Here is a 21,365-nt window from a genome sequence, read left to right as displayed (position 1 = left end):
GCATAACCCGATGGCAGAGCGGCCCGGCACTGGACGAATGGCAAAGACGGGGCTAAAACGAGGCATGCCCCGGAGATTGAGATGAGCCCGCGCCAACGTTTCTTCGAATGTCTGCACCGTTCACCGCCCGCGCTGTTCGAAGCCGCGTTGTGGATGGCCGCCGAACACGACAAACAAGCCGATCCCGAAGCGCTGTTGCAGGACTTCAAGGAGCTGCAACAGCGGGTCAGCTATGGCTTGCCGTTGCTGCCGGTCAGCGAACTGGCGCAACCGCTGCTGCGGCGCATGACCGATCTGGGTTTTGCCCAGGATGATTTCATACCGCTGCGCCCGCAGGCCGCGATGGTGCACAAAGTCATGCAGACCAAACGTGGCCAGCCGCTGGCGCTGGCACTGATCGCTCTGGAACTGGCCCGGGGCCTGGAGATTCCACTGGTGGGCGTCAACTTCCCCGGGCATTTCCTGCTCAAGGTTCCCGGGGCCGATCACCTGCTCGATCCGTGCGGTGGACGGCGCCTGTATCCGAACGACTGCCGCGAACTGCTGCATCGCCAGTACGGCCACCAGATGAAACTCAGCGCCGATCACCTGCTGACTGCCGAGCCGGTGCAGATGCTTCAGCGTCTGTCACGCAACCTGCGTCAGTTGCACCTGACCCACGACGACTTTATTGCGGCACTGATCGATGCCGAGCGCGTGCTCGAACTGGGCAACGCCAGCGCCGCCGACTACCTGGCGCGGGCCAGTCTGTACCAGCGCCTCGATTGCCCGAACGCCGAGCGTTTCGATCTGGAGCACGCACTATTACTCAGTGACGACCCGATTCAGCGACTTCGACTGACGGAACGGCTGGGGCATCTGCCGCCGAACTCAGTCGTCCACTGAACAGGGCAGTGGCTGGCGAACGCACCTGAATGATCAGCAACGCCGCAATCACCGCCGGGATCGCGCAGAAAAAGAAAATCTGCTCCACCGGAATGTGCATCGCCAGCAACAGGCTGCCGAACAACGGCCCGAGAATCGACCCGAACCGCCCGACGCCCAACGCCCAACCAGTGCCGGTGGCGCGTACGTGGGCCGGATAGAAATTGCTGGCAAACGCATTGAGCGTCAGTTGCCCGCCGATGATGCAGAACCCCGCCGCGAACACACAAGCCACCAGATAACGCGGGTTGTCGTGATTCAGGCCCAGCAGGATCGTGCACAGCGCCGCGCCGGCCAGCACGCCGGACAACAGGCGCACCTTGCTTTTCAACCGGTCGGCGAACCACGCCATGCAGATCGCCCCCAGCGTGCCGGCGAACAGGAACATCGACGTCACCAGGTTCGCTTCGTTGAGTTTCAGGCCACTTTCCAGCAGCAGCGACGGCAGCCAGCTGATCATGAAATACAGCAGGATCAGGCTGACGAAGAACGTGGCCCAGATCAGCAAGGTCGGGCGGGCGTAACCATTGCGGAACAACTCCACCACCGTCAGTTTGCTGCCCTGCTCACGCTCGTTCTGCTCGACCGATGCGGCGGGCGGTTGCCAGTCCGGCAGCATCCGCGCGGTGACCTTGCGCAGGCGCGCATACGGTGGAGCGTCACGCAGCAGCCGTGGCAAGGATTCCGGCAGCATCCACCAGAGAAACGGAAACAACAGCAGCGGCGTGACACCACCGGCGAGAAACACCGCTTGCCAGCCGAACCGGTCGATAAAACCGGCCGCGACAAAACCACCCGCCGCCCCGCCGAAGGAAAAACCGCAGGCCGCCAGCGTCACCATCAGCGTGCGCAGGCGTGGCGGCGAATATTCCGACATCAACGCCATGGCGCTGGGCATCGCACCGCCCATGCCGATGCCGCAGATGAAGCGCGCGATCATCAGGGTATTGAGGGAATCGGCGAACACCATCAGCACCGTGAGGCTGGCATAGATCAGCACGCAGGCGAGCAGAATCCGCCGTACGCCGAAGCGATCGGCCAGCGGCGTAACAGCAAGGGAGCCGAGGGTGAGCCCCAGCAGGTTGGCGCTGAACACCGGGCCGAACGCGGATTTTTCCAGGCCCCAGTCCTGCGCCAGTGCCGGCACCACGTAACCGAGCACCTGGGCGTCATAGCCGTCGGTGACCAGCAGCAAGGCGAGAAGCATCAGGAGCAACCACTGAAAGCGGGACACAGGACGGGCGTCGAGTGCCGCCCGAAAGCTGGCAATCTGGTTGTGCATCGCAAGGTACCTGTTTTGTTTTTATGATTTTTTGCGGGTAACCGGAATGGCTCCCGTGCGCCGCACGGGAGCCATCCAATGCTACTTCGGCGTGTCCGGCTGATTCGCCGGATGCGCCGCGATGAAGGCCGGATGTTCCGTGGCCAGTGCGGCCACTCGACGAATCCTTGGATACGCCTCAAGCGAAACGTTAAAACGCTCGGCCGCGTACAGTTGTGGAATCAGGTACACGTCCGCCACGCACGGCCATTCGCCGAAACAGAAGCCGCTGTCGCCGATCAACTGCTCCACCGTCGCCAGCCCCTGACTGATCCAGTGGCCGATCCACTCGTTGACCTGCGGCTCATCATGCCCCAGACCGCGCAGGCGATTGAGCACACTGACGTTGTGCAGCGGATGCACGTCGCAGCCAATCACCGCCGCCACGCCACGCACCCGGGCGCGGGCAACGAGGTCTTCGGGCAGCAACGGCACCTGTGGATAACGCTCCTCCAGATACTCGATGATCGCCGGCGACTGAATCAGCAACTTGCCGTCGTCAGTGCGCAGCGCCGGCACCCGGCCCTGGGGATTGATCGCCAGGTACGCCGGTTGCCGATGCTCGCCACCGGGCGGCGCGATCAGGTTGACCGGCAACGCCTGGTAATCGAGGCCCTTGAGTGCCAGCGCGATCCGCACCCGGTACGACGAGGTGGAACGGTAATAGGTGTAGAGATCCATGCGCCGCTCCTGTCAGCGTGCCGCCAGCACGGTGCCACGGCATTCGCCGAAGCCGATCGAAGCAAAACCTTCGCGGGCACAGCGGGCGCGCAGGATGATTTCGTCGCCGTCTTCAAGGAATTTGCGCACTTCGCCGGACGCCAGTTCGATCGGCTTTTTGCCGCCCTCGGTGATTTCCAGCAGGCTGCCGAACTGACCGCTTTCAGGGCCGGACAAGGTGCCCGAACCGAACAGGTCACCGGCCTGCAACTGGCAACCGTTGACGCTGTGGTGCGCGACCATTTGCGCGACCGTCCAGTACATGTAGCGGGTATTGCTCAGGGTCAGGCGATGGGCCGGCAGGTTCTGCTCGCGCATTTTCTCGGTGAGCAGCAGCACTTCCAGCTCGATGTCGAAGGCTCCGCCATCCTGATCGCGTTTGTCGAGCAGGTACGGCAGCGGCTGCGGATCGCCTTGCGGGCGCGCCGGTTGCGCGGTGCGGAATGGCGCCAGCGCTTCGGCAGTCACCACCCACGGCGAGACGCTGGTGATGAAACTCTTGGACAGGAACGGGCCGAGCGGCTGGTATTCCCAGGCCTGGATATCACGGGCCGACCAGTCGTTGAGCAGGCAGAAACCGGCGATGTGTTCAGCGGCGTCACCAATGGCAATCGGCTCGCCCATCTCGTTGCCCTGACCGATCCAGATCCCCAGTTCCAGCTCGTAGTCCAGACGCGCGCACGGGCCGAAGGTCGGCTCGGTCGCCCCGGCCGGCAACGTCTGGCCTTTCGGGCGGCGCACGTCGGCACCGGAGGCGCGCACGGTCGACGCGCGACCGTGGTAGCCGATCGGCACGTGTTTGTAGTTTGGCAGCAGCGGGTTGTCCGGGCGGAACAGTTTGCCGACGTTCTGCGCGTGCTCGATGCCGACGTAGAAGTCGGTGTAATCACTGATGCGCGCCGGCAGGTGCAGTTGGCAATCAGCGGCCAGTGGCAGCAGTTTTGCGCCCTGGGCTTCAATGTTGCCGCGATGGGTGCTGCCTTCGCTGAACAGTTCCAGCAGGCGTTCGCGCAGGGCAACGCGGGCGTCGCGGCCGAGCTCGAAGAAGGCGTTCAACTGACCGCCGTGCATGGCTTCGACCGCACTGCGCGCGGCGCCGTCGAACAGCCCGGCCTCCAGCGCCACTTGCAGATCGAAGATGTGTTCGCCAATCGCCACGCCGGCGCGCGGTGCCGAACCGTTGTTGCTGAACACGCCCAGCGGCAGGTTCTGCAACGGGAAATCCGCGTGACCGTTGGCCGAGGCGACCCAACTGCGGGTGATGGAAGTCTGAGTCATGGGTTATCTCCGGGTCGGGTCGAACGTGGCGGGCAGCGTGGCCCAGCAGGCGTCGTAAGTGGATTGCAGTTGCGGACAGTCGAGGGCGAAGCGGCTGGGGCGCAGCACCTGGCTGGTCTCGAACATGAAGGCCATGGTGTTGTCGATCTTCGCCGGCTTGAGGTCCGCGTTGATGGCTTTGGTGCAGGTCTCGCCGTCCGGGCCGTGAGCGCTCATACAGCTGTGCAGGGACGCGCCGCCAGGCAGGAAACCTTCGGCCTTGGCGTCGTATTCGCCCTGGATCAGGCCCATGAATTCGTTCATCAGGTTGCGGTGGAACCACGGCGGACGGAAGGTGTTCTCGGCCACCATCCAGCGCGGCGGGAAGATCACGAAGTCGAGGTTGGCCAGACCGTGGACGCTGGTCGGCGACGTCAGCACGGTGAAGATCGACGGGTCCGGGTGATCGAAACTGACGGTGCCGATGGTGTTGAATCGGCGCAGGTCATATTTGTACGGCACATTGTTGCCGTGCCAGGCGACCACGTTCAGCGGCGAGTGATTGAGTTCGGTGCCCCACAACTGGCCGAGGAATTTCTGCACCAGGGTGGTCGGTTGCTGCAGGTTTTCGTAAGCGGCGACCGGGGTCAGGAAGTCCCGCGGATTGGCCAGGCCATTGCTGCCGATTGGTCCAAGGTCCGGCAGGCGCAGTGGCGCGCCATGGTTTTCGGCGACATAACCGCGTGCTTGCGGATCAAGCAGTTCGACGCGGAATTTCAGACCCCGCGGCAGCACGGCGATTTCCAGCGGCGCCACTTCCAGCACACCCAGTTCGGTGGCGATGCGCAGGCGCCCCAGTTGCGGCACCAGCAGCAACTCGCCGTCGGCGTTGAAGAAAACACGCTCCATCGACCGGTTGGCGCAATAGTGGTAGATGCTGATCCCGGCCGGTTTTTCGGCAGCGGAGTTGGCCGCCATGCTCACCAGGCCGTCGATGAAATCGGTCGGCTCGGTCGGGAGGTCCAGCGGGTTCCAGCGCAGGCGATTGGGGGTCACTTCACCCAACGGGCCGCCCGCCAGTTGCCGCTCCAGTTTGACGAATGCCGGGTGATTGGCCGACGGCTGGATCCGGTACATCCAGGTACGCCGCGCTTCGCTGCGGGTCATGGTGAACGCAGTGCCGGAGAACAGTTCGGTGTACAGACCGTACGGGGCTTTCTGCGGGGAGTTCTGACCGACGGGCAGTGCGCCGGGCAACGCTTCGGAGCTGAATTCGTTGCCGAAACCGGACTGGTAAGCCAGGGCTGAATCGAGGTTCATGGAGCCTCCTGAACAGGGCGTCGGCATGGCCGGAGACTCTGGATCGGAGGTCTTGGCACGCCGGGGTTATTTTTATCGTAATGCGATTACGCATAACGTAATTTGCTCACTCACCAGCGTCAAGCTATAAAGACGCCCATTCGTTCCGGGACACGGCAACACCATGGAAAAAACCAGCGACAGCAATGGCAAACAGAAAGTCCGCTCCGCCGAAGTGGGCACCGACATCCTCAAGGCCCTGGCCGAGTTGTCGCCGTCCACTTCACTGTCGCGTCTGGCCGAACATGTGCAGATGCCCGCGAGCAAGGTTCACCGTTATCTGCAGGCGTTGATCGCCAGTGGTTTCGCCGAACAGAACACCGCCACCAACCACTACGGCCTCGGCCGCGAAGCGCTGCGCGTGGGCCTGGCCGCACTCAACAGTATGGACGTGCTGAAAATCGCCGCCCTGCCCCTGGCCGAACTGCGCGACGAACTCAACGAAACCTGTTTCCTGGCGGTGTGGGGCAATCAGGGCGCGACCGTGGTGCACATCGAACCGGCGGTGCGTGCGGTGACGGTGGTGACGCAACTGGGCTCGGTATTGCCACTGCTCAGTTCCTCCACCGGCCTGGTGTTCGGCGCTTACCTGCCGCACCGGGAAACCGACGAATTGCGCGAGCAGGAAATCGCCAGCGGCGGCCATCCGCTGGCAGACGAAACAGCTTATGCAGCATTGTGCGAACAGATCCGCGAACGCGGTCTGCATCATGTTCACGGCTTGCTGATGCCGGGCGTCGATGCCCTGTCGGCACCGGTGTTCAACGCCCTCGGGCAGGTCGCGGCGGTGTTGACCATCGTCGGCCCGACCTCGCTGTTTCACGCCGACGAAAACGGCCCGGCGGCGCAGCGGTTATTGGCTGCGACGCGGGCCGTGAGCTGGCGGATGGGGTATCAGTCAGCGTGAGTGTTCATCGGCATAAACCGAGCATTCTCGCCCGCGCTACGGCGTGAGTCCTGCGCTCGACACCCAGTTTTGCGTGAATGCGCCGGACATGCGTTTTGACCGTGTGCAACGAGATGAACAACGTGTCCGCAATTTGCTGGTTGGAGCTCCCCGACGCGATCAATCCAAGCACCTGCGACTCTCTCAAACTCAGTGAGCCTTCGTTATCCCCGTCATCTGCGAGTGAAGCGGCAAGCGTTGAACCGGGCCATAGGTTCAGCGCCTTCTGATCAAACTTCATCGACAAACGCTGCAAATTGAAATGCCTGGCCAACGTTCGCCCGTTGTCGAAGTAGCCCCGGGCAGACTCCAGATCATTGAGCGTCCAGGCCACCTCGCTCATTGCCAACAGCAATTCGGCTTCAAGCACGACCATCCGGTTAGCATGAGCGTGCTCAAGCAAAATCTGCAGATGCGCCATCGGCTGCCGTGCCTGACCCAATCGGATCTCGGCCAGAATCAGCAAACACTCGATGCGCGGAATCAGTTCCAGCGTTGCCGGCGGGGCCTGCCGTGAGCGCGGGCCACGATAGTGCCTGAGCACTCGACTCAATGCTTCGCGAGCCAGTTCGGGCCGTCCTTGTTGCAGCCAGAATTCACTGCTGACCTGCAACAGCACGCCGCGATAAACCGTGTCCGGAATCTGCCGCTGTTGCATGAGCCGCTCAGCATCACGCAGACGCATGAACGCCTGTGGATAATCACCTTGATCGGCCGCCAGTTGGGCCTGGCCCAGGAAGCCATAAAGCACTCGCTTGTCAAAGCTGCGCAGGCAATCGTCGAGCCCTTGTTGAAACAACTCGGCCGCCCGGTCTTGCTGCCCCATGCTCAATGCCAGCCGCCCACGACGCAGGGCAATACGCCCCAGCAACGGCGTCGGTCGCTCGACAGACGCACCGAGCATGTCGCACAGATTGACCAGCAATTCTTCGGCGCGAGCCGATGCGCCTCGCTGCTCCAGCAACTGGGCGTGATCCAGTTCCAGCAACGCCTCGAACAGCAACGAACCCTCCGCCCGGGCCAGGCACAGCGCTTCACGATTGATCGAATGAGCCAGCTCCAGGTCACCGCACAGCAACGCCTGCTGAGTGCGGCCCGACAGGCACAGCAGACGCGCGGTCCACGCCTGCGGCGACAGATCGTTCAAGGCTTGCTCGAAATGTTCGCGCGCCTCCTCCATCCGCCCTTGCAGATGCAACAGCCAGCCTTGCTGCGCCTGCCAGCGGGCGATCAGTTGCCGTTGCTGTTCCGCCGACCGGGGCGGTAAAAAACGCGCCAGTTGCCCGATGCAGTCCGCCGCCTGGGCAAATCGTCCGGCGAACAGCAGCGCCGCTGTGACCAGCCCGACCAGTTGCGCCGAACCCAGCAGCAGTTCCTCGCCGCGTTGCTCGTAGAGACGCAACAACAGCACGACCGTCTGCTCCTCGAACAGATGCTCGAAACTGAAGTGCTGCAGCAGGCTCACCGCGACCTCGTACTCTTCAGCCAGCAACGCCTGTTCGAAGGCGCATTTCCAATGCTGTCCGGCGGCAAACCACTGACAGGCCCGGCGATGCCAGGAACGTCCAGCCGACCAGGGTTCATCACGCATCAAACGCGACAGCGCAGCGCACACCTGCAACCAGTCCGGCGACCCTTGCCAGGGCTCGATAAAACACCCGAGTGTTTGCAGGGTGCGCATCCACTGCGCCCCTTCGCCGACACCGAACAGGTGATCGCACAGACTGGCGTTGAACCGCGGCAGATGCGCCAGCACTCGCCAGGCCTCGGCCAGCTCCGGGCTCAAACCACTGAACAGTTCGTGTTGCAGGTAGTCCAGCAGGGTGTCCATGCGTTGCTGCGGCAAAGTCTTTTGCGACCAGTCACACTTTTGCATCAACAGCATCCGCACCCCGGCACACCAGCCGCCGCTGCGCTGATGTATCCGAGCGGCCACCTGGTCGGCCTGGACGGATGGCAGGTGACGCAACAGTTGCGCGATCTCGCCGCGACTCAACGCCAGCGCCGCGCTTTCACACTCGTACAAGGCGTCATCGAGCAACAGGCGCGGCCAGTTGCATTGCGGGCGCCGACGCGTACCGATCCACCAGGTGACGGCGGGACTGGCGAGCGCCAGCATGCGGTCGAGCAGCGCGTCCAGCGCGGGGTCTTCAACACGGCAGTAATCGTCGAGAAACACCCACACCGGCGAGGACCGACGCGCCAGCCAATGCAGCAGCGACGACTCATCCGCAGCTGCCAGCCCGAGTGCCTGCGCCAGCCGCTCGCAAAATGCCGGGACACTGATCGACAGGCCTGCCAGCGGCAGCCAGCACACCGTACATTCGGCGGGCGCCTGCAACTGGCACTCGGTGAACAGCGTGCTTTTGCCACTGCCGGCCGGTGCGCAGATCAGCCGGACCCGTGCCGAAGACTCGAGCAGCGATGCAGTCAGACGTGAGCGTGGAAGATGATGAGCGGAGAGTCGGGGCAAGAATCCCGGACGATCCGCAGCGTAGGTCATGGCGGTCATCGGCTGCGCCTTTTTATCGTTGTACGCTCACCCTAGCCCTGTCGCCGCCGCTTGTTGACGAGTATTCAGTACGCTGATTGGCGCCCATAAAAAAGGCGACCGTGCGGTCGCCTTTTTGCCTGCCCGTGTATTGCAACCTTTACCGTACGCCTTCCGAACGCAGGGCCGACGGGGTGTAATCGGCGGCTTTGGCTTCAAAGCCGAATTCGAAGCTGTGCTTCTCTTCGTTCTTCATCCCCAAGGCAATGTACCGGCCGGCGATGATGTCGTAGAGCGCTTCGAGGGTGTAGGCCTGGGTCTGGTGATCGTAGTAGTACTGAGCGTGTCCCTCAGCCACTCGCCACAGCTGTCCGCGACCGTCGTAGTGATCGGCCAGCGCCACTTGCCAGCTGTCCTCGTCGATGTACATGTGGCGTTTGGCGTAGATGTGTCGCTCGTTCGGTTTCACCGTGCCAACCACTTCCCAGACCCGATGCAGCTCATACCGCGTCAGGTCCTGGTTGATGTGCCCGGCCTTGACGATGTCGTCGTACTTGAGGCTCGGCGAATCGAGCTTGTAGCTGTTGTAGGGAATGTACATTTCCTTCTTGCCGATCAGCTTCCAGTCGTAGCGGTCCGGGGCGCCGGAGAACATGTCGAAGTTGTCCGAGGTGCGCAGGCCGTCGGCCGCAGTGCCCGGCCCGTCATAGGCCACTTGCGGCGCACGGCGCACCCGGCGCTGGCCGGCGTTGTAGATCCACGCCAGGCGCGGCTCCTTCACCTGATCGAGGGTCTCGTGCACCAGCAGCACGTTACCGGCCAGACGCGCCGGGGCAGTGACCGACTGCTTGAAGAACGTCAGGACGTTGGCGGCTTTTTCCGGATCGAGCTCCTTCATCAACTGCGGAACGGCGATCTCTTCTTCGAAACGGATCGGCGTGTAGCTGCCGTTGGTCTGCGGGGTCACTTGAGTGATGATCCGCCGCAGATTGCCGCCGTGATAACGGGTGATGTGGTTCCACAGCACCTCGACGCCATTCTTGGGAATGGGGAATGCGTAGTAACGGTTGCCGGTGAAGTTGGCCAGGCCGTTGCCATCGTTGATGCTGGTGACATTGAGCGCACTGCGCTTGGCCGACTCGTAGATTTCCGGCGGTACGGCCACGGTGCGATGGGTCGGGTAGACCGGGATCCTGTAGGTTTCGGGGTAACGCTTGAACATCGCCACCTGGCCGTCGGACAGCTTGTCCTTGTACTTGTCGACGTTGGCAGCGGTGATGGTGAACAGCGGTTTTTCGCTGGCGAACGGGTCAGCCAGAAAGCCCTTGCTGTCGACCGCGCCGGCGTTTTTCGGGATACCGCCGGTCCAGGCCGGAATCGATCCATCGGCATTGCCGGCCTTCTCGGCCCCCAGCGGCGTCAGGCTGGTGCCGAGCTTGTTGGCTTCTTCCGGCGACACCGCCGCGATCACATTGGCGGCCAACAGGCTCAAGGCCAGGACACCGCATTGCAGAATCATCTTGCGCATTGCATTCATCCTTCTCGGGCAGATCAGAAGTTCACACCGAAGCTCAGGGCCACGAAGTCACGGTCTTCGAGGGTGTTGTAGTCACCGCCGAAAAAATCGGTGTAACTCAGGCTCGCGGTATAGGTGTTGCGGTAGTCGGCATCGACTCCGACGCTGACAGCCTTGGCGCCTTCGTTGAACAGACCGTTGGGGCCATAGCCGGCGACGTCGTGGGACCAGGACAGGTTGGGTTTGAGGTTGATCCCGCCAATCACGTTGGCGTAATCGAGGATCGCCCGGGCACGATAGCCCCAGGAGGTGGACGTGACGAAACCGTCGGTGTCACCGCCGAAACCATACTGGCCGTAGACCGAGTCGCGGCCGTAACGCAGCTTGTTGCGCGACTCCAGGCCGCCGACTCGCACCACCGCCGCTTCGCCGACCAGGGTCAGGCGCTGCGCCCCCCAGACCTGATCGACAAAGTGCGTCAGCGTGCTCTGGATCTGCGTCACTTCCTTGCGCCGGTAGCCCTTGTTGTCGGCACCCGGGGAGGTGACCAGCGGCGAGGCGGCACCGCCGGCAATCGGATTGAGCAAGGCCAGAGTCAAGTCGTTGGTGTTGACCTGCACCGGCGCATTGGGCCGATAGCTGATCTCGCCGGTCCAGGCGGTGCCGGTCGGCAGCGTGGTGGAGAAGCTTGCACCGTACAGGCGGATGTCTTCCGGGTACTCGAGGTAGTACTGACCGCGCCCGAGCATCACGCTTTGTGCCAGACCCGATCCGCTGCCGGGTGCCAGACCGTTTGCGATCCCGACCATGCCCGGCAGCGCCGCGAGGGTCGAAAGGCCGGCGGTGCTGGTGCCAACGGTCGGTGTGCGGCTGTGGTAATTCATGAAATAGAGACCGTACTCGGTGTCATCGCCGAGCCAGCGCAACGCCGTGCCCCACTGCCCGGAATCCCGCGCATCGCGGTCGCCGCCACGGGGCACGACCACGCCTTCACGGGTCACCTGGATCGGCTGGCCAAAGGCTGCCGCCAGCGGGGCCAACGGGGCGATAGCCGGGTTGCCGACGGTGTAGCCGTTGTTGCAGCCGTCCGCCGCCACGTCGACACCGAAAAAGGTCCCGCAGTTGTCGAGGACGGTCTGATCCCATTCCAGTTGATAGAAGCCCTCGACCGTCAGTTGATCGGTGAGTCCCTGAGAGGCGAACAGCATGTTCACCGGAATCAGCCCTTCCTTGATCTCCGCACCAGGCCGACGAAACGCCGAAACGTCGATCGGGTTGATGCTGTTGATCGAGTTGCCGATGAAGGTGCTTTCGCCCCAGCTCACCACCTGCTTGCCGGCGCGCACGGTGCCCGGCAGATCGGCGATGGAATAGTTGTGATAGACGAACGCATCGAGAATCTGCGCCCCGGAAGACTTCGCGCCCTCCTTGCGGCCCTTGTCACTGATCGGTTTGAACTCGCGGTCTTCGTCCTTGAGTTCGAAGTCGTACCAGTACTTGCCGCGCACGAACACACCGGTGTCGCCGTACTTCAGTTCAAGGTCGTGGATGCCTTTGAAGATCTTGGAAAAAGTCTCGCCCTTCTTGAAGTTCAAACGCCCGTCATCGCCGGTGGAAGACTGACCGGTCCCGCCGTTGACCGTACCGACCAGCGACTTGTCGGCATCGCGCATGCCCCAGCTCGCACCGACCGACAGCGACGAGTCGAACGTGCCTTCGATTTCCCCGATATTGAAAGCGACCGCGTGCGCCTGGGCACAGCAACCCAAAGCCACCGCAGCGGCAAGCGCCTGCGGCGTGAAGATGGCGCGCATTGTTGTTTTTGTCATGCGTCTTCCCCGGTGAGTGACAGAAGGCCCCACCCTACTGCCGCGCCACGGTGAGGATAAGCGCACCAAGGAGGTATTCACGCTGTCGCTCGAAAGGATGAATGCCCACCTGCGACGAGGCTTTGCGCCCGCCATGAACAGGCTGGATGGACCACTATCAACGTAACGGATAATGACCTGCCCGGTGCGCGGCACTGTTACGCGCCCCGTAACAGTGCATGTCTGGAATCGCTATTTTTCCCTGAGGCATCAGCCCTTATTCTGAGCGGGCTTTCACGGCAGACCGCGAGAAAGCACAAAGTCCGCGACCGAGTCGCCGGCAACCGATTTCTGATGGTGCGAAGCGTTTTTCGATCCATCGCCCCCGGTGTTCACTGACGTTGATTTGTAGCTCCTTGATCCAACGTCTTACCTTGGCCGCTGCGTTTGCAGCGGCCTTTTTTATGGGCGAAGGTTTTTGTTGCAAGTCAGCGGCGCAGGCGCTGGAGGCGAGCACTCAAAGGGGAAAGCAGGACGGGGAAAGTCCTGCCGGATGACCCAAGGGATCAGAGCGAATACTTCTGCAGATTCCCCATCATTTCCTTCAGCGCTTCGATGTTGTCCTTCGGGTGCGCCGCGCCTTCGAAATCACAGATCTGCTGCCAGTGCGCCGCGACGTCTTCCGGGGAAAATCCGACGCGAGGATCGAACCCGGCGCCCAGGCTGCGCTCCCAGCGCACCTTGCCCATCCAGCCGCCGCCGACTTCGAACAAGCCTGAAGTTTCCTGGCATTGTTCGCTGGCCAGGTACACCACCAGCGGGCTGACCAGTTCCGGTTTGAGTTGTTCGAACACTTGTGGCGGGATCAGGCCTTCGGTCATGCGCGTGCCGCCGGTGGGGGCGATGGCGTTGACCAGGATGTTGTTCTTGCGACCTTCGATGGCCAGGGTGCGAGTCAGGCCGTAGAGACCCAGTTTGGCCATACCGTAATTGGACTGGCCGAAGTTGCCGTAGATGCCCGAGGTCGACGCGGTGAAAATCACTCGCCCGTAGTTTTGCTCGCGCAGGTGCGGCCACGCAGCACGGGTCACCTTGTAGGCGCCTTCGACGTGGACGCGATAGACCAGATCCCAGTCGGCATCCTCCATTTTGTGGAAAGTCTTGTCGCGCAGGATCCCCGCGTTATTGACCACTACATCGACACGGCCGAACGCATCAAGCGCGTTCTGCACCAGTTTGTCGCCGTCGGTGACCGAGTCATGGTTGGCTTCGGCGATGCCGCCGGCCTCGCGAATTTCCGCCACCACGCGGTCGGCGGCCGAAGCGTTGGCGCCTTCGCCCTGAGTCGAGCCGCCGAGGTCGTTGACCAGCACTTTGGCGCCCTGTTTGGCGAACAGCAAAGCGTGAGCGCGTCCCAGGCCACCACCGGCTCCGGTGACGATCACGACTTTATCTTCGAAACGCACAGACTCATTCATCGGGGCAACTCCAGCAGGCCTGAGGGACAGTGTCCTTGAGTCTCAGGCACAGAGCGTGCGGTCACAACGAACACGGCTGGGGCTGAATGGTGCGCGATAAGGCTGGGGGATGATGAAAACCTGCCGAGGCGCCAGGCGCCTCGGGCACCAAATCAGGAACACGCCACTTTGCGCGGCGGCAACACGAAGTGATCGCGAAACTCGAGGTAGTGCTTGAGCACCTGCGCCGGCGCTTCTATTTGCGGGTAATGACCGATGCCCGGCAACAGCACGGTGTCCGCGTCAGGGATCAACTCGCGATAACGCGCGACCATGTGCGCACCGGAAATCGGATCGACTTCGCCATCGATCACCCGCAACGGCACCTCGCCACGCTGCATCGCCGCAACCCAGCGATCACGCTGAACCCGGCGTTCGGGAATGTAATGAATCAGCTTGTGCATGACGCGTTGCCCGCGATTGCATTCGATCAGGCTCCAGAAATCATCCATCTCACTTTCGCTGGGCCGGGTGTCCGGGCCGAAAATCTGACGGAAACTTTTCACCAGCGCATCGCGAGTAAAGGCCCGGCCGATCATCCAGCCCAAAGGACTGAGCAGCAGCTTTTGCGCCAGCAGCGGTCGATGGGTTTCCGGGAACAGGCCACCGTTGAGGAACACGCAACTGGCAACGTCGATCTGATCGTCGTAATGCCGGGCCAGCAGTTCCTGGGCGACACTGTCGCCGTAGTCGTGGGCCAGAATGTGCACCGGTTGTTCGACCTGCAGCTGCGCCAACAACGCCTGTTGCAGATCGGCCTGCTCCAGCAGGCTGTAGGAATGACTCAGCGGTTTGGCCGAGTCGCCGAAGCCGAGCATGTCGCAGGCAATCACCCGGTAGCGCTGGGACAGCGGTTGCCACAGGTAATGCCAGTCCCAACTGGCCGTCGGAAAGCCATGGATCAGCAGCAGCGGATCGCCCTGCCCGGCCGTCCAGTAACGGATCGGCTGACCCCGGAAGACAAACGTCTGGCTGCGTTTGCGCCAGACACTCAGAGGAATCTCGGCGAGAGGCATTAGAGTCTGTACCCCGGGTCTTGTTTATCAAGTTTGCGCAGCAGCGCCGGCCAGGCCAGCGCGCCCCCCATGCCTTGAGCACTTTTGGTGACGCCGGCAATCATCGCCTTGGCGCCTGCCAGAATCTGCGGTTCGATGGCGATCAGTTCGGCACCGCCGGTCTGCGCCATGACCTGGATGTCGCAGGCGCGCTGGAAGGTGAACATCATCAGAAACGTGTCGGCGATGGTGCCGCCGCAGGTCAGCAGGCCATGGTTGTGCAGCATCAGGAAATGGCTGTCGCCCAGATCCGCCTGCAACCGCGCTTTCTCTTCATGGTTGAGCGCCACACCTTCATAGGCGTGAAAGGCCAGGCTCGACAGCACGAACAAGGATTGCTGACTGATCGGCAACACGCCCTGCTTCTGCGCCGACACCGCAACACCCGAAGCGGTGTGGGTGTGCAGCACGCAGGCCACGTCGTGCCGCACTTCATGCACGGCGCTGTGGATCGTATAACCGGCGGGATTGATCTCGTAAGGGCTGTCCATGAGTTTGTTGCCGGCCTGGTCAACCTTCACCAGGCTCGAGGCCGTGATCTCATGAAACATCAGGCCGAACGGGTTGATCAGGAAATCTTCGGTGTCGGGCACCTTGGCGGAAATGTGGGTGAAGATCAGATCGTCCCAGCCATGCAGCGCGACCAGACGATAACAGGCGGCCAGATCGACCCGGGTCTGCCATTCCGCGGCACTGACCTGATCTTTGACGTTCACGGACGAAGGGACGGGGGCTACGCTCACTGTATGCACCTCTGCGTTCTTATTGTTTTTGCGTGTGTCAGCAGTCTAGTCAGCCCCGGACGGTCGCGTAGTTGCATTGGCAGCCAGCTTGATGACTGAACGAGTCAGCGACGCAAGCAGCCTGGATCCATGTCAAAGCAACGACGCCAACAAAGGCGCGGCGAACAGATTGAGCAGCCCGGTCAGCACCATCACCAACCCCGCCACCGAGCCCTCTTCCCCGCCCACTTCATGGGCCCGACTGACCCCGGCCCCGTGCGCACCGACGCCAAACAATGCACCGCGCGCCAGGGCGCTGCGCAACGGCAGCCATTTAAGCAGCACACCGCCGAGCATCGCGCCGAACACACCGGTGAACATCACGAACACCGCTGTCAGCTCCGGCACACCGCCCAGGTCCTGCGCCAGCGGCATGGCGAACGGCGTGGTGATCGAGCGCGGTACCAGCGACAGTGTCACCGAACTGTCCAGCGCCAGCGCCTTCGCCAGGCCGAACGACGTGGCGATCGACGCCGCACTGCCGGCCAGCATGCCCAGCAGCAATGCCGACCAATGCCGCACCAGCAATCGCCGCTGTTGCCAGATCGGCACCGCAAACGCCACGGTGACCGGGCCAAGCACCAGCATCAGCCAGTGGGTGTTGCTCGAATATTCGGCGTAAGCGGTGTGCAGCGGCACGGCCAGCGCCAGCAGCAATGCGGGGACCAGGATCAGTGGCGACAGCACGTAGCGCCCGGTCCGGCGATACAGCCAGCGACTGAACAGATAAGCCAGCAACGTGAACGCCAGCCAGAACATCGGCATCAGCTCAAGCTTCATGGGACCGCCTCAGGCGCACGGCCAGTTCCACAGTAAAAGCGGTCACCAGCATCACCATCAATGTGCTGGCCGCGATCACCAACAAGATCCGCCAGCCGTCATCACGCAGCAATGTGCCGTAATCCAGCAGGCTCATCAGTGCCGGAATGAAGAACAGCAGCATCTCGGCCATCAACAGGCCGGCGCCCATTTGCAGCGCCGCCGGTTTGACCCAGCCGAACGCAAAACCCAGCAGCAACAGCGCCATGCCGATCACGCCGCCGGGAATCGGCCAGGCCAGCCACGCTGCGATCTGGCAGCCGAGCAGGTAAAGCGCGAGCAGCACGGCCAGTTCGGCCAGCAGTCGAGAGAGGTATTTAAGGGTCGAGGCTTTCATCGGTGGGCTCCTTTCAGGTGCCTATCTTACGAACCCGGCTACCATCTCCGAAGCGAATTGTTAGACTCAAAGCCATTCCAATCTGGAATCAAGCCATGGAATTCAAACAACTCAAAAGCTTCGTCGAAGTCATGCATCAGGGCGGTTTCACCCAAGCGGCGAAAACCCTGCACATCAGTCAGTCCGCCGTGAGCAAGCAGATCGCCCAGCTCGAACAGAGCCTCGGCACACCGTTGCTCGAACGGCTGGGCTCGCAGATACGCCTGACCGCCGCCGGCAGCGTGGTGCTGCAGCGGGCCGAAGGCATGCTGCGGTTACGCAATGAATTGCTCAGCGAACTCGATGACCTCAGCCAATTGGCACGCGGCGAGTTACGTCTCGGATTGCCCTTGCTGGGCAGCGATGCCTTGTTTGCCGGGCTGTTCGCCGAATACCGACGGCGCTACCCGAACATCAGCGTGCAGTTGCTTGAGGGTGGCAGCCGTAACATCGAACAGGCGGTGCTCAGTGGGGAGCTGGAGTTGGGCGGCAGTCTGCTGCCGAAAGATCCGCAATTCGACTTCCAGCCGTTCTGCGATGAACCGCTGGATGCGCTGCTACCGGTGGATCACCCACTGGCGGCAAAAGGTGAAATCGGTCTGGAGGAATTGGCCGATACGCCGTTCCTTCTGTATCAGCGCAGTTTCGTGCTCAACGACCGCTTGCTCCAGGCCTGCCAGCAGATGGGCTTCACGCCGAAGGAAGGCGGACGCAGCGGGCAGGCGGACTTTCTCGCGGCGCTGGTCGCCGCCGGGCAAGGGGTGGTGTTGCTGCCCAGCGTGGTGGCACGCGGTCTGGTGCGGCCAGGCGTGGTGCGCCTGACCCTGAATGCGCCGGACTACTTGCGCTGGGACATCGCCTTCATCTGGCGCCACGGCGCCTACCTGTCGAAGGCTGCCCAGGCCTGGCTGGCGCTGTTGCGCGAGCGCGGGATCAGCCCTTGAGCGTGGCGATCAACTGTTCCAGCCAAGGCTCGGCGTCGGTTTCCGGGGTGACGCTTTCGCTGGCGTCGATACGCAGCATGTCCTGCACTTCGCGCACGCCCAGCTCGCCGAACAATTCGCGCAGTTGCTCGCCGCCACCGCAAAAAGTGTCGCCGTAGCTGGCGTCACCCAAGGCGATCACGGCGCCAGGCAAACCACGCCAGGCCGCCGGCAGTTGATCGCGGATGGCTGAATACAACGGTTGCAGGTTGTCCGGCAGCTCGCCCATGCCGGTGGTCGAGGTCACGCCCAGCAAGGCGTCAGGGCCGAAGGCCTGGAGATCGGCAAGACTGGCGCGGGAGTTGTAGAAGGTTTCAAAACCGGCGGCGTTCAACAGGTTCCGAGCGTGGCGAGCGACTTCTTCGGCCGTGCCGTACACCGAGCCGGAGAGGATGGCGACTTTCATCAATCTGATCCTGAAACTGAAAAAAGAGCGGCGATAGTAACAGCCAGCGACGCCCTGTTGCGATTGGCTCTCGATCAGCGCCGATGGCCAGTAGACAGCGCTGGGCGTTCTTCTACAATGCCCGCCACTGACAACCTTGAAAGGATTCAAAGATGATCAATGCCAGCCTGCTGCAAATGGTGATCAACGCGTCAAACGACGGGATTGTGGTAGCTGAGAAGGAAGGCGATCAGGACAACATCCTGATCTACGTGAATCCGGCTTTCGAAAAACTGACCGGCTACACCCGCGAAGAAATTCTCTATCAGGACTGTCGCTTCCTGCAGGCCGGTGATCGCGACCAGGCCAGCCTGGGTCTGATTCGCGAGGCTCTGAAAAACGGTGGTTCCTGCCGCGAAATCCTGCGCAACTATCGCAAGGACGGCACCCCGTTCTGGAACGAACTGTCCCTGTCGACGGTAAAAAATGCCGACGACGGGCAGACCTACTTCGTCGGCGTGCAAAAGGACGTCACCGTTCAGGTCAAGGCGCAGCAACGGGTTGTGCAGCTGGAAGCCCAGGTGGCGGCACTCGAAGCCGAAGTCGCTGCTTTGAAAGCGACGAACGGCGCAAACAAAACAACGAACTAATTGTCATTAACTACAATCACCAATGACTTTGTAATTATTCATTTCGAGTTAGCCATGCAGCGCGACGCCCTCCTCACTCAGGATGAGCTGGATTTCATCCAGACCATGCAACACAACCCGCAACTCAACGTGCGAGATGCGACGTCGAGCCTGCTGGTCAATGGTGGTTCGCAGATCCGTGATCTGCTCACGCGTCTGGCGGCCCATGAGCAAGTCACCATCCAGGCCAACTTCGAAAATCAGCAGATGACGTTCCCGCTGCATCTGGTGGAAGACGAATTCCACGCCCTGCACCTGCGCCTGGGTGTACCGAGCATTTATGAAGACGGGCCGATGGTGCGCCCATGGCGTCTGACCCTGGAAGAACCGGTGGCACTGGAAAATGCCAAGGGCCAGCCGGGTACGTTGTGGGTGCACGAGGTGTCGCACAAGGGTGTGCTGCTGGAAGTGCGCAACAAGACCAAACCGCCGAAGCATTTTGCCTTGTGGTTCAGCCCCTCGGGCTACGAGCGGATTTCCCTGCGCGGCACGTTCGAGCGGGAAACCGAAAGCGGCTTTTATGCCTACGAGTTAAGCCAGAGTGATGCCGACGAGACCGAGCGTCTGCGCCAGTTCATCCTGCAACAACATCGCCTGACTCACCCAGCCCTGCACACCTGATACTCAGGTGTCCAGCGTCCCCGCCAGAAACTGATTCATGCGCTGGCGCATGGTCGTCCCTTCATTGCCCAGACAGCCGACCGATGATCCGGCCAGGCTGTCCTGCGCCAGATCGGCCGTATCGCCCGCCAGCATCAACTGACAATCAAGACTCAACGCCAGACGATTCAGCCGTCGCGGCAGCTCGGGGGTCGGGGCGTGATTGGAAAACAGCACCAGGGCCTGGGGTTTGACCCTCTCGCACACCAGCGTCAGTTCGTCGAACGGCTGACCGGTGGTCAACACCCTGACACCCTCGTCATTGCCGCTGAGAAACAGCGCCGCGACCAACAACTCAAGCTCGCGGCACTGACCGGCCAGTGCACTGATGATCACCTTGCGCGGCTGCACGCCCCGCAGCACGACAATCCGCTGCAGCACCTTGGCCCTCAGGAATCCGTCGAAGAACAGCCACTCACTGGTTTGCCCGAACGCATCCTGACGCTGCAGCATTTGCAGCCACAGCGGCATCAGGATGTCCTGAAACACCACGGGCAAGGCATAGGAGGAGAAAATCTGCCCGTAGACCCGATCGAGCAACTGATCGTCGAATGAGCTGACTGCCTGCCTGACCTGTTCTTGCCACTGGAGATAGTCCGCCTGCACCAGATCATCCGGAATGAAGTGGGCCAGCACCTTCGCTGGTTCGGTCTTGGCCAGGATCTTGCCGACCTTGCTCACCGCCACACCCCGATCGATCCAGTCGACGATGCTGCGAACGCGCTCGATATCGGTCATCGAATACAAACGATGCCCACTTTCGGTGCGCATCGGCTGGATCAACCCGTATCGTCGCTCCCATGCGCGCAACGTCACCGGGTTCACACCGGTCAAACGCGCCACTTCGCGGATAGGGAAAAGATCCTCGCGCTCCAGCGCAACAGATTCCTGCGAAGCAGGGCGAACGTCTGTGATCACAGGCATTGGTGCGGACACGTCCTTGTTGGCAAAGTTGGATCCATTCTACTCCTGATGCACCATGAGGGTTCAAGCGATCAAATGGAACGAAAGTCTCGGGTTCGTCACGAAAACAAGGAATAATCCTTGCTTGTCAAAAGACGCAGCCCTCTACCCCGCGCTGCGTCAGGCGAAGTTCTTACCCGGAACGACGCACATGCAATACGGAGATACACAATGTCTACTTCCCCCGTCACGCTGATGGTCGCGCGTCGTGTCGCCAATGGTCGTTATCAGGATCTGATCGCCTGGCTGCGAGAAGGCGAGCAACTGGCCACCGACTTCCCCGGTTACCTCGGCTCCGGCGTACTGGCTCCGCCTCCCGGCGACGATGAATTCCAGATCATTTTCCGCTTCGTCGACGAACAGACCCTGCACGCATGGGAGCACTCGGCATCGCGCACTGCGTGGCTGGCCCGTGGCAGCGATCTGTTTGCCCACCCGACCGAACATCGGGTCAGCGGGATCGAAGGCTGGTTCGGTGCCGCCGGGCATCGCCCGCCGCGCTGGAAACAGGCCGTGGCGATCTGGCTGGCATTCTTCCCGGTGTCGCTGCTGTTCAATTTCGTCCTGGCTCCGCTGCTTGCGGAAATGAGCCTGTTGCCGAAGATCTTCGTCAGCACGCTGTGCCTGACCCCGTTGATGGTCTACTTCTTCATTCCGCTGTCGACCCGCCTGCTGGCCGGCTGGCTCAACCCGGCGCCTGCGCGCCCGTTGCCCAGCGCCCCGTCCACGCAAAATCGCTGAAGCCGTCGCTCGCGTCGCTGTTATAGTTTTTGCTCTGACTTCGACGCGAGCCG

The 21,365-nt window shown here is 62.0% G+C and carries 20 protein-coding genes; 6 read left to right on the top strand and 14 right to left on the bottom strand.

What is annotated here, in order from left to right:
• The first annotated feature begins 81 nt into the window (after positions 1-81).
• A complete protein-coding gene (locus tag L6D81_RS05370) occupies positions 82-885 on the top strand; it encodes a SirB1 family protein (RefSeq protein ID WP_039769388.1) in 804 nt (267 codons plus the stop codon).
• On the opposite strand, the gene L6D81_RS05365 is transcribed toward L6D81_RS05370, so the two are convergent.
• The 4 genes from L6D81_RS05365 to hmgA form a co-directional block, all read right to left on the bottom strand.
• Entirely contained in the window at positions 809-2,206 is a 1,398-nt protein-coding gene (locus tag L6D81_RS05365) for an MFS transporter (RefSeq protein WP_236178186.1), read from the bottom strand. The genes L6D81_RS05370 and L6D81_RS05365 overlap by 77 nt on opposite strands.
• Before the next feature lie 81 nt (positions 2,207-2,287).
• Positions 2,288-2,926: a maleylacetoacetate isomerase gene (gene maiA, locus L6D81_RS05360; RefSeq protein ID WP_236178185.1), complete on the bottom strand. Its 639-nt coding sequence runs from the start codon at positions 2,924-2,926 to the stop codon at positions 2,288-2,290.
• 12 nt (positions 2,927-2,938) lie between these two features.
• Positions 2,939-4,243, bottom strand: a complete 1,305-nt coding sequence (gene fahA / locus L6D81_RS05355; RefSeq protein ID WP_236178184.1) for a fumarylacetoacetase — start codon at positions 4,241-4,243, stop codon at positions 2,939-2,941.
• 3 nt (positions 4,244-4,246) lie between these two features.
• A complete protein-coding gene (gene hmgA / locus L6D81_RS05350) occupies positions 4,247-5,542 on the bottom strand; it encodes a homogentisate 1,2-dioxygenase (protein ID WP_236178183.1) in 1,296 nt (431 codons plus the stop codon).
• Positions 5,543-5,705: 163 nt separating this feature from the next.
• Between hmgA and L6D81_RS05345 the strand changes: the two genes are divergently transcribed.
• Positions 5,706-6,488 carry an IclR family transcriptional regulator gene (locus L6D81_RS05345; RefSeq protein WP_236178182.1) on the top strand — a complete coding sequence of 261 codons (783 nt, stop codon included), beginning with the start codon at positions 5,706-5,708 and terminating at the stop codon, positions 6,486-6,488.
• A gap of 4 nt (positions 6,489-6,492) precedes the next feature.
• Here the strand turns inward: L6D81_RS05345 and L6D81_RS05340 are convergent, their stop codons facing one another.
• The 8 genes from L6D81_RS05340 to L6D81_RS05305 form a co-directional block, all read right to left on the bottom strand.
• Positions 6,493-9,039, bottom strand: coding sequence for a LuxR C-terminal-related transcriptional regulator (locus L6D81_RS05340; protein WP_236178181.1), 2,547 nt, complete (start codon positions 9,037-9,039; stop codon positions 6,493-6,495).
• Positions 9,040-9,178: 139 nt separating this feature from the next.
• Positions 9,179-10,546, bottom strand: coding sequence for a DUF1329 domain-containing protein (locus L6D81_RS05335; RefSeq protein ID WP_236178180.1), 1,368 nt, complete (start codon positions 10,544-10,546; stop codon positions 9,179-9,181).
• 23 nt (positions 10,547-10,569) lie between these two features.
• Positions 10,570-12,363, bottom strand: coding sequence for a DUF1302 domain-containing protein (locus L6D81_RS05330; RefSeq protein ID WP_236178179.1), 1,794 nt, complete (start codon positions 12,361-12,363; stop codon positions 10,570-10,572).
• Positions 12,364-12,908: 545 nt separating this feature from the next.
• Entirely contained in the window at positions 12,909-13,820 is a 912-nt protein-coding gene (locus L6D81_RS05325) for an SDR family oxidoreductase (RefSeq protein ID WP_236178178.1), read from the bottom strand.
• Between the two features lie 152 nt (positions 13,821-13,972).
• Positions 13,973-14,875 carry an alpha/beta fold hydrolase gene (locus L6D81_RS05320; RefSeq protein ID WP_236178177.1) on the bottom strand — a complete coding sequence of 301 codons (903 nt, stop codon included), beginning with the start codon at positions 14,873-14,875 and terminating at the stop codon, positions 13,973-13,975.
• Positions 14,875-15,657 carry a class II aldolase/adducin family protein gene (locus L6D81_RS05315; RefSeq protein WP_236178176.1) on the bottom strand — a complete coding sequence of 261 codons (783 nt, stop codon included), beginning with the start codon at positions 15,655-15,657 and terminating at the stop codon, positions 14,875-14,877. Before L6D81_RS05315 ends, L6D81_RS05320 begins: the two co-directional genes overlap by 1 nt.
• A gap of 132 nt (positions 15,658-15,789) precedes the next feature.
• Entirely contained in the window at positions 15,790-16,476 is a 687-nt protein-coding gene (locus L6D81_RS05310; protein ID WP_007957226.1) for an LrgB family protein, read from the bottom strand.
• On the bottom strand, positions 16,466-16,852 hold the full coding sequence (locus L6D81_RS05305; protein WP_236178175.1) for a CidA/LrgA family protein: 387 nt from the start codon (positions 16,850-16,852) through the stop codon (positions 16,466-16,468). The genes L6D81_RS05310 and L6D81_RS05305 overlap by 11 nt, the downstream gene beginning before the upstream one ends.
• A gap of 95 nt (positions 16,853-16,947) precedes the next feature.
• Between L6D81_RS05305 and L6D81_RS05300 the strand changes: the two genes are divergently transcribed.
• Positions 16,948-17,835 (top strand): LysR family transcriptional regulator, encoded by an 888-nt coding sequence (locus L6D81_RS05300; RefSeq protein WP_236178174.1) that lies wholly within the window; start codon positions 16,948-16,950, stop codon positions 17,833-17,835.
• Here L6D81_RS05300 and L6D81_RS05295 read toward each other — a convergent pair.
• Entirely contained in the window at positions 17,825-18,280 is a 456-nt protein-coding gene (locus L6D81_RS05295) for a flavodoxin (protein WP_236178173.1), read from the bottom strand. The two genes, L6D81_RS05300 and L6D81_RS05295, sit on opposite strands and share 11 nt — an antisense overlap.
• 152 nt (positions 18,281-18,432) lie before the next feature.
• On the opposite strand from L6D81_RS05295, the gene L6D81_RS05290 reads away from it, so the two are divergent.
• Both L6D81_RS05290 and L6D81_RS05285 read left to right on the top strand, forming a co-directional pair.
• The gene (locus L6D81_RS05290; protein ID WP_236178172.1) at positions 18,433-18,909 is read left to right on the top strand and encodes a PAS domain-containing protein; all 477 of its coding nucleotides are present in this window, start codon (positions 18,433-18,435) and stop codon (positions 18,907-18,909) included.
• A 54-nt stretch (positions 18,910-18,963) separates the two neighbouring features.
• Entirely contained in the window at positions 18,964-19,569 is a 606-nt protein-coding gene (locus tag L6D81_RS05285; protein WP_007957217.1) for a hypothetical protein, read from the top strand.
• A gap of 3 nt (positions 19,570-19,572) precedes the next feature.
• Here the strand turns inward: L6D81_RS05285 and L6D81_RS05280 are convergent, their stop codons facing one another.
• Positions 19,573-20,532: a MerR family transcriptional regulator gene (locus L6D81_RS05280; RefSeq protein ID WP_236178171.1), complete on the bottom strand. Its 960-nt coding sequence runs from the start codon at positions 20,530-20,532 to the stop codon at positions 19,573-19,575.
• 210 nt (positions 20,533-20,742) lie between these two features.
• Between L6D81_RS05280 and L6D81_RS05275 the strand changes: the two genes are divergently transcribed.
• A complete protein-coding gene (locus L6D81_RS05275) occupies positions 20,743-21,312 on the top strand; it encodes an antibiotic biosynthesis monooxygenase (RefSeq protein WP_236178170.1) in 570 nt (189 codons plus the stop codon).
• The last annotated feature ends 53 nt before the right edge of the window (positions 21,313-21,365 follow it).

It is taken from the genome of Pseudomonas sputi, from assembly GCF_021603585.1.
Classification (GTDB): domain Bacteria; phylum Pseudomonadota; class Gammaproteobacteria; order Pseudomonadales; family Pseudomonadaceae; genus Aquipseudomonas; species Aquipseudomonas sputi.
Note: the sequence above shows the minus strand (reverse complement) of the source record. Positions and strands in the feature narration are given on the sequence as shown.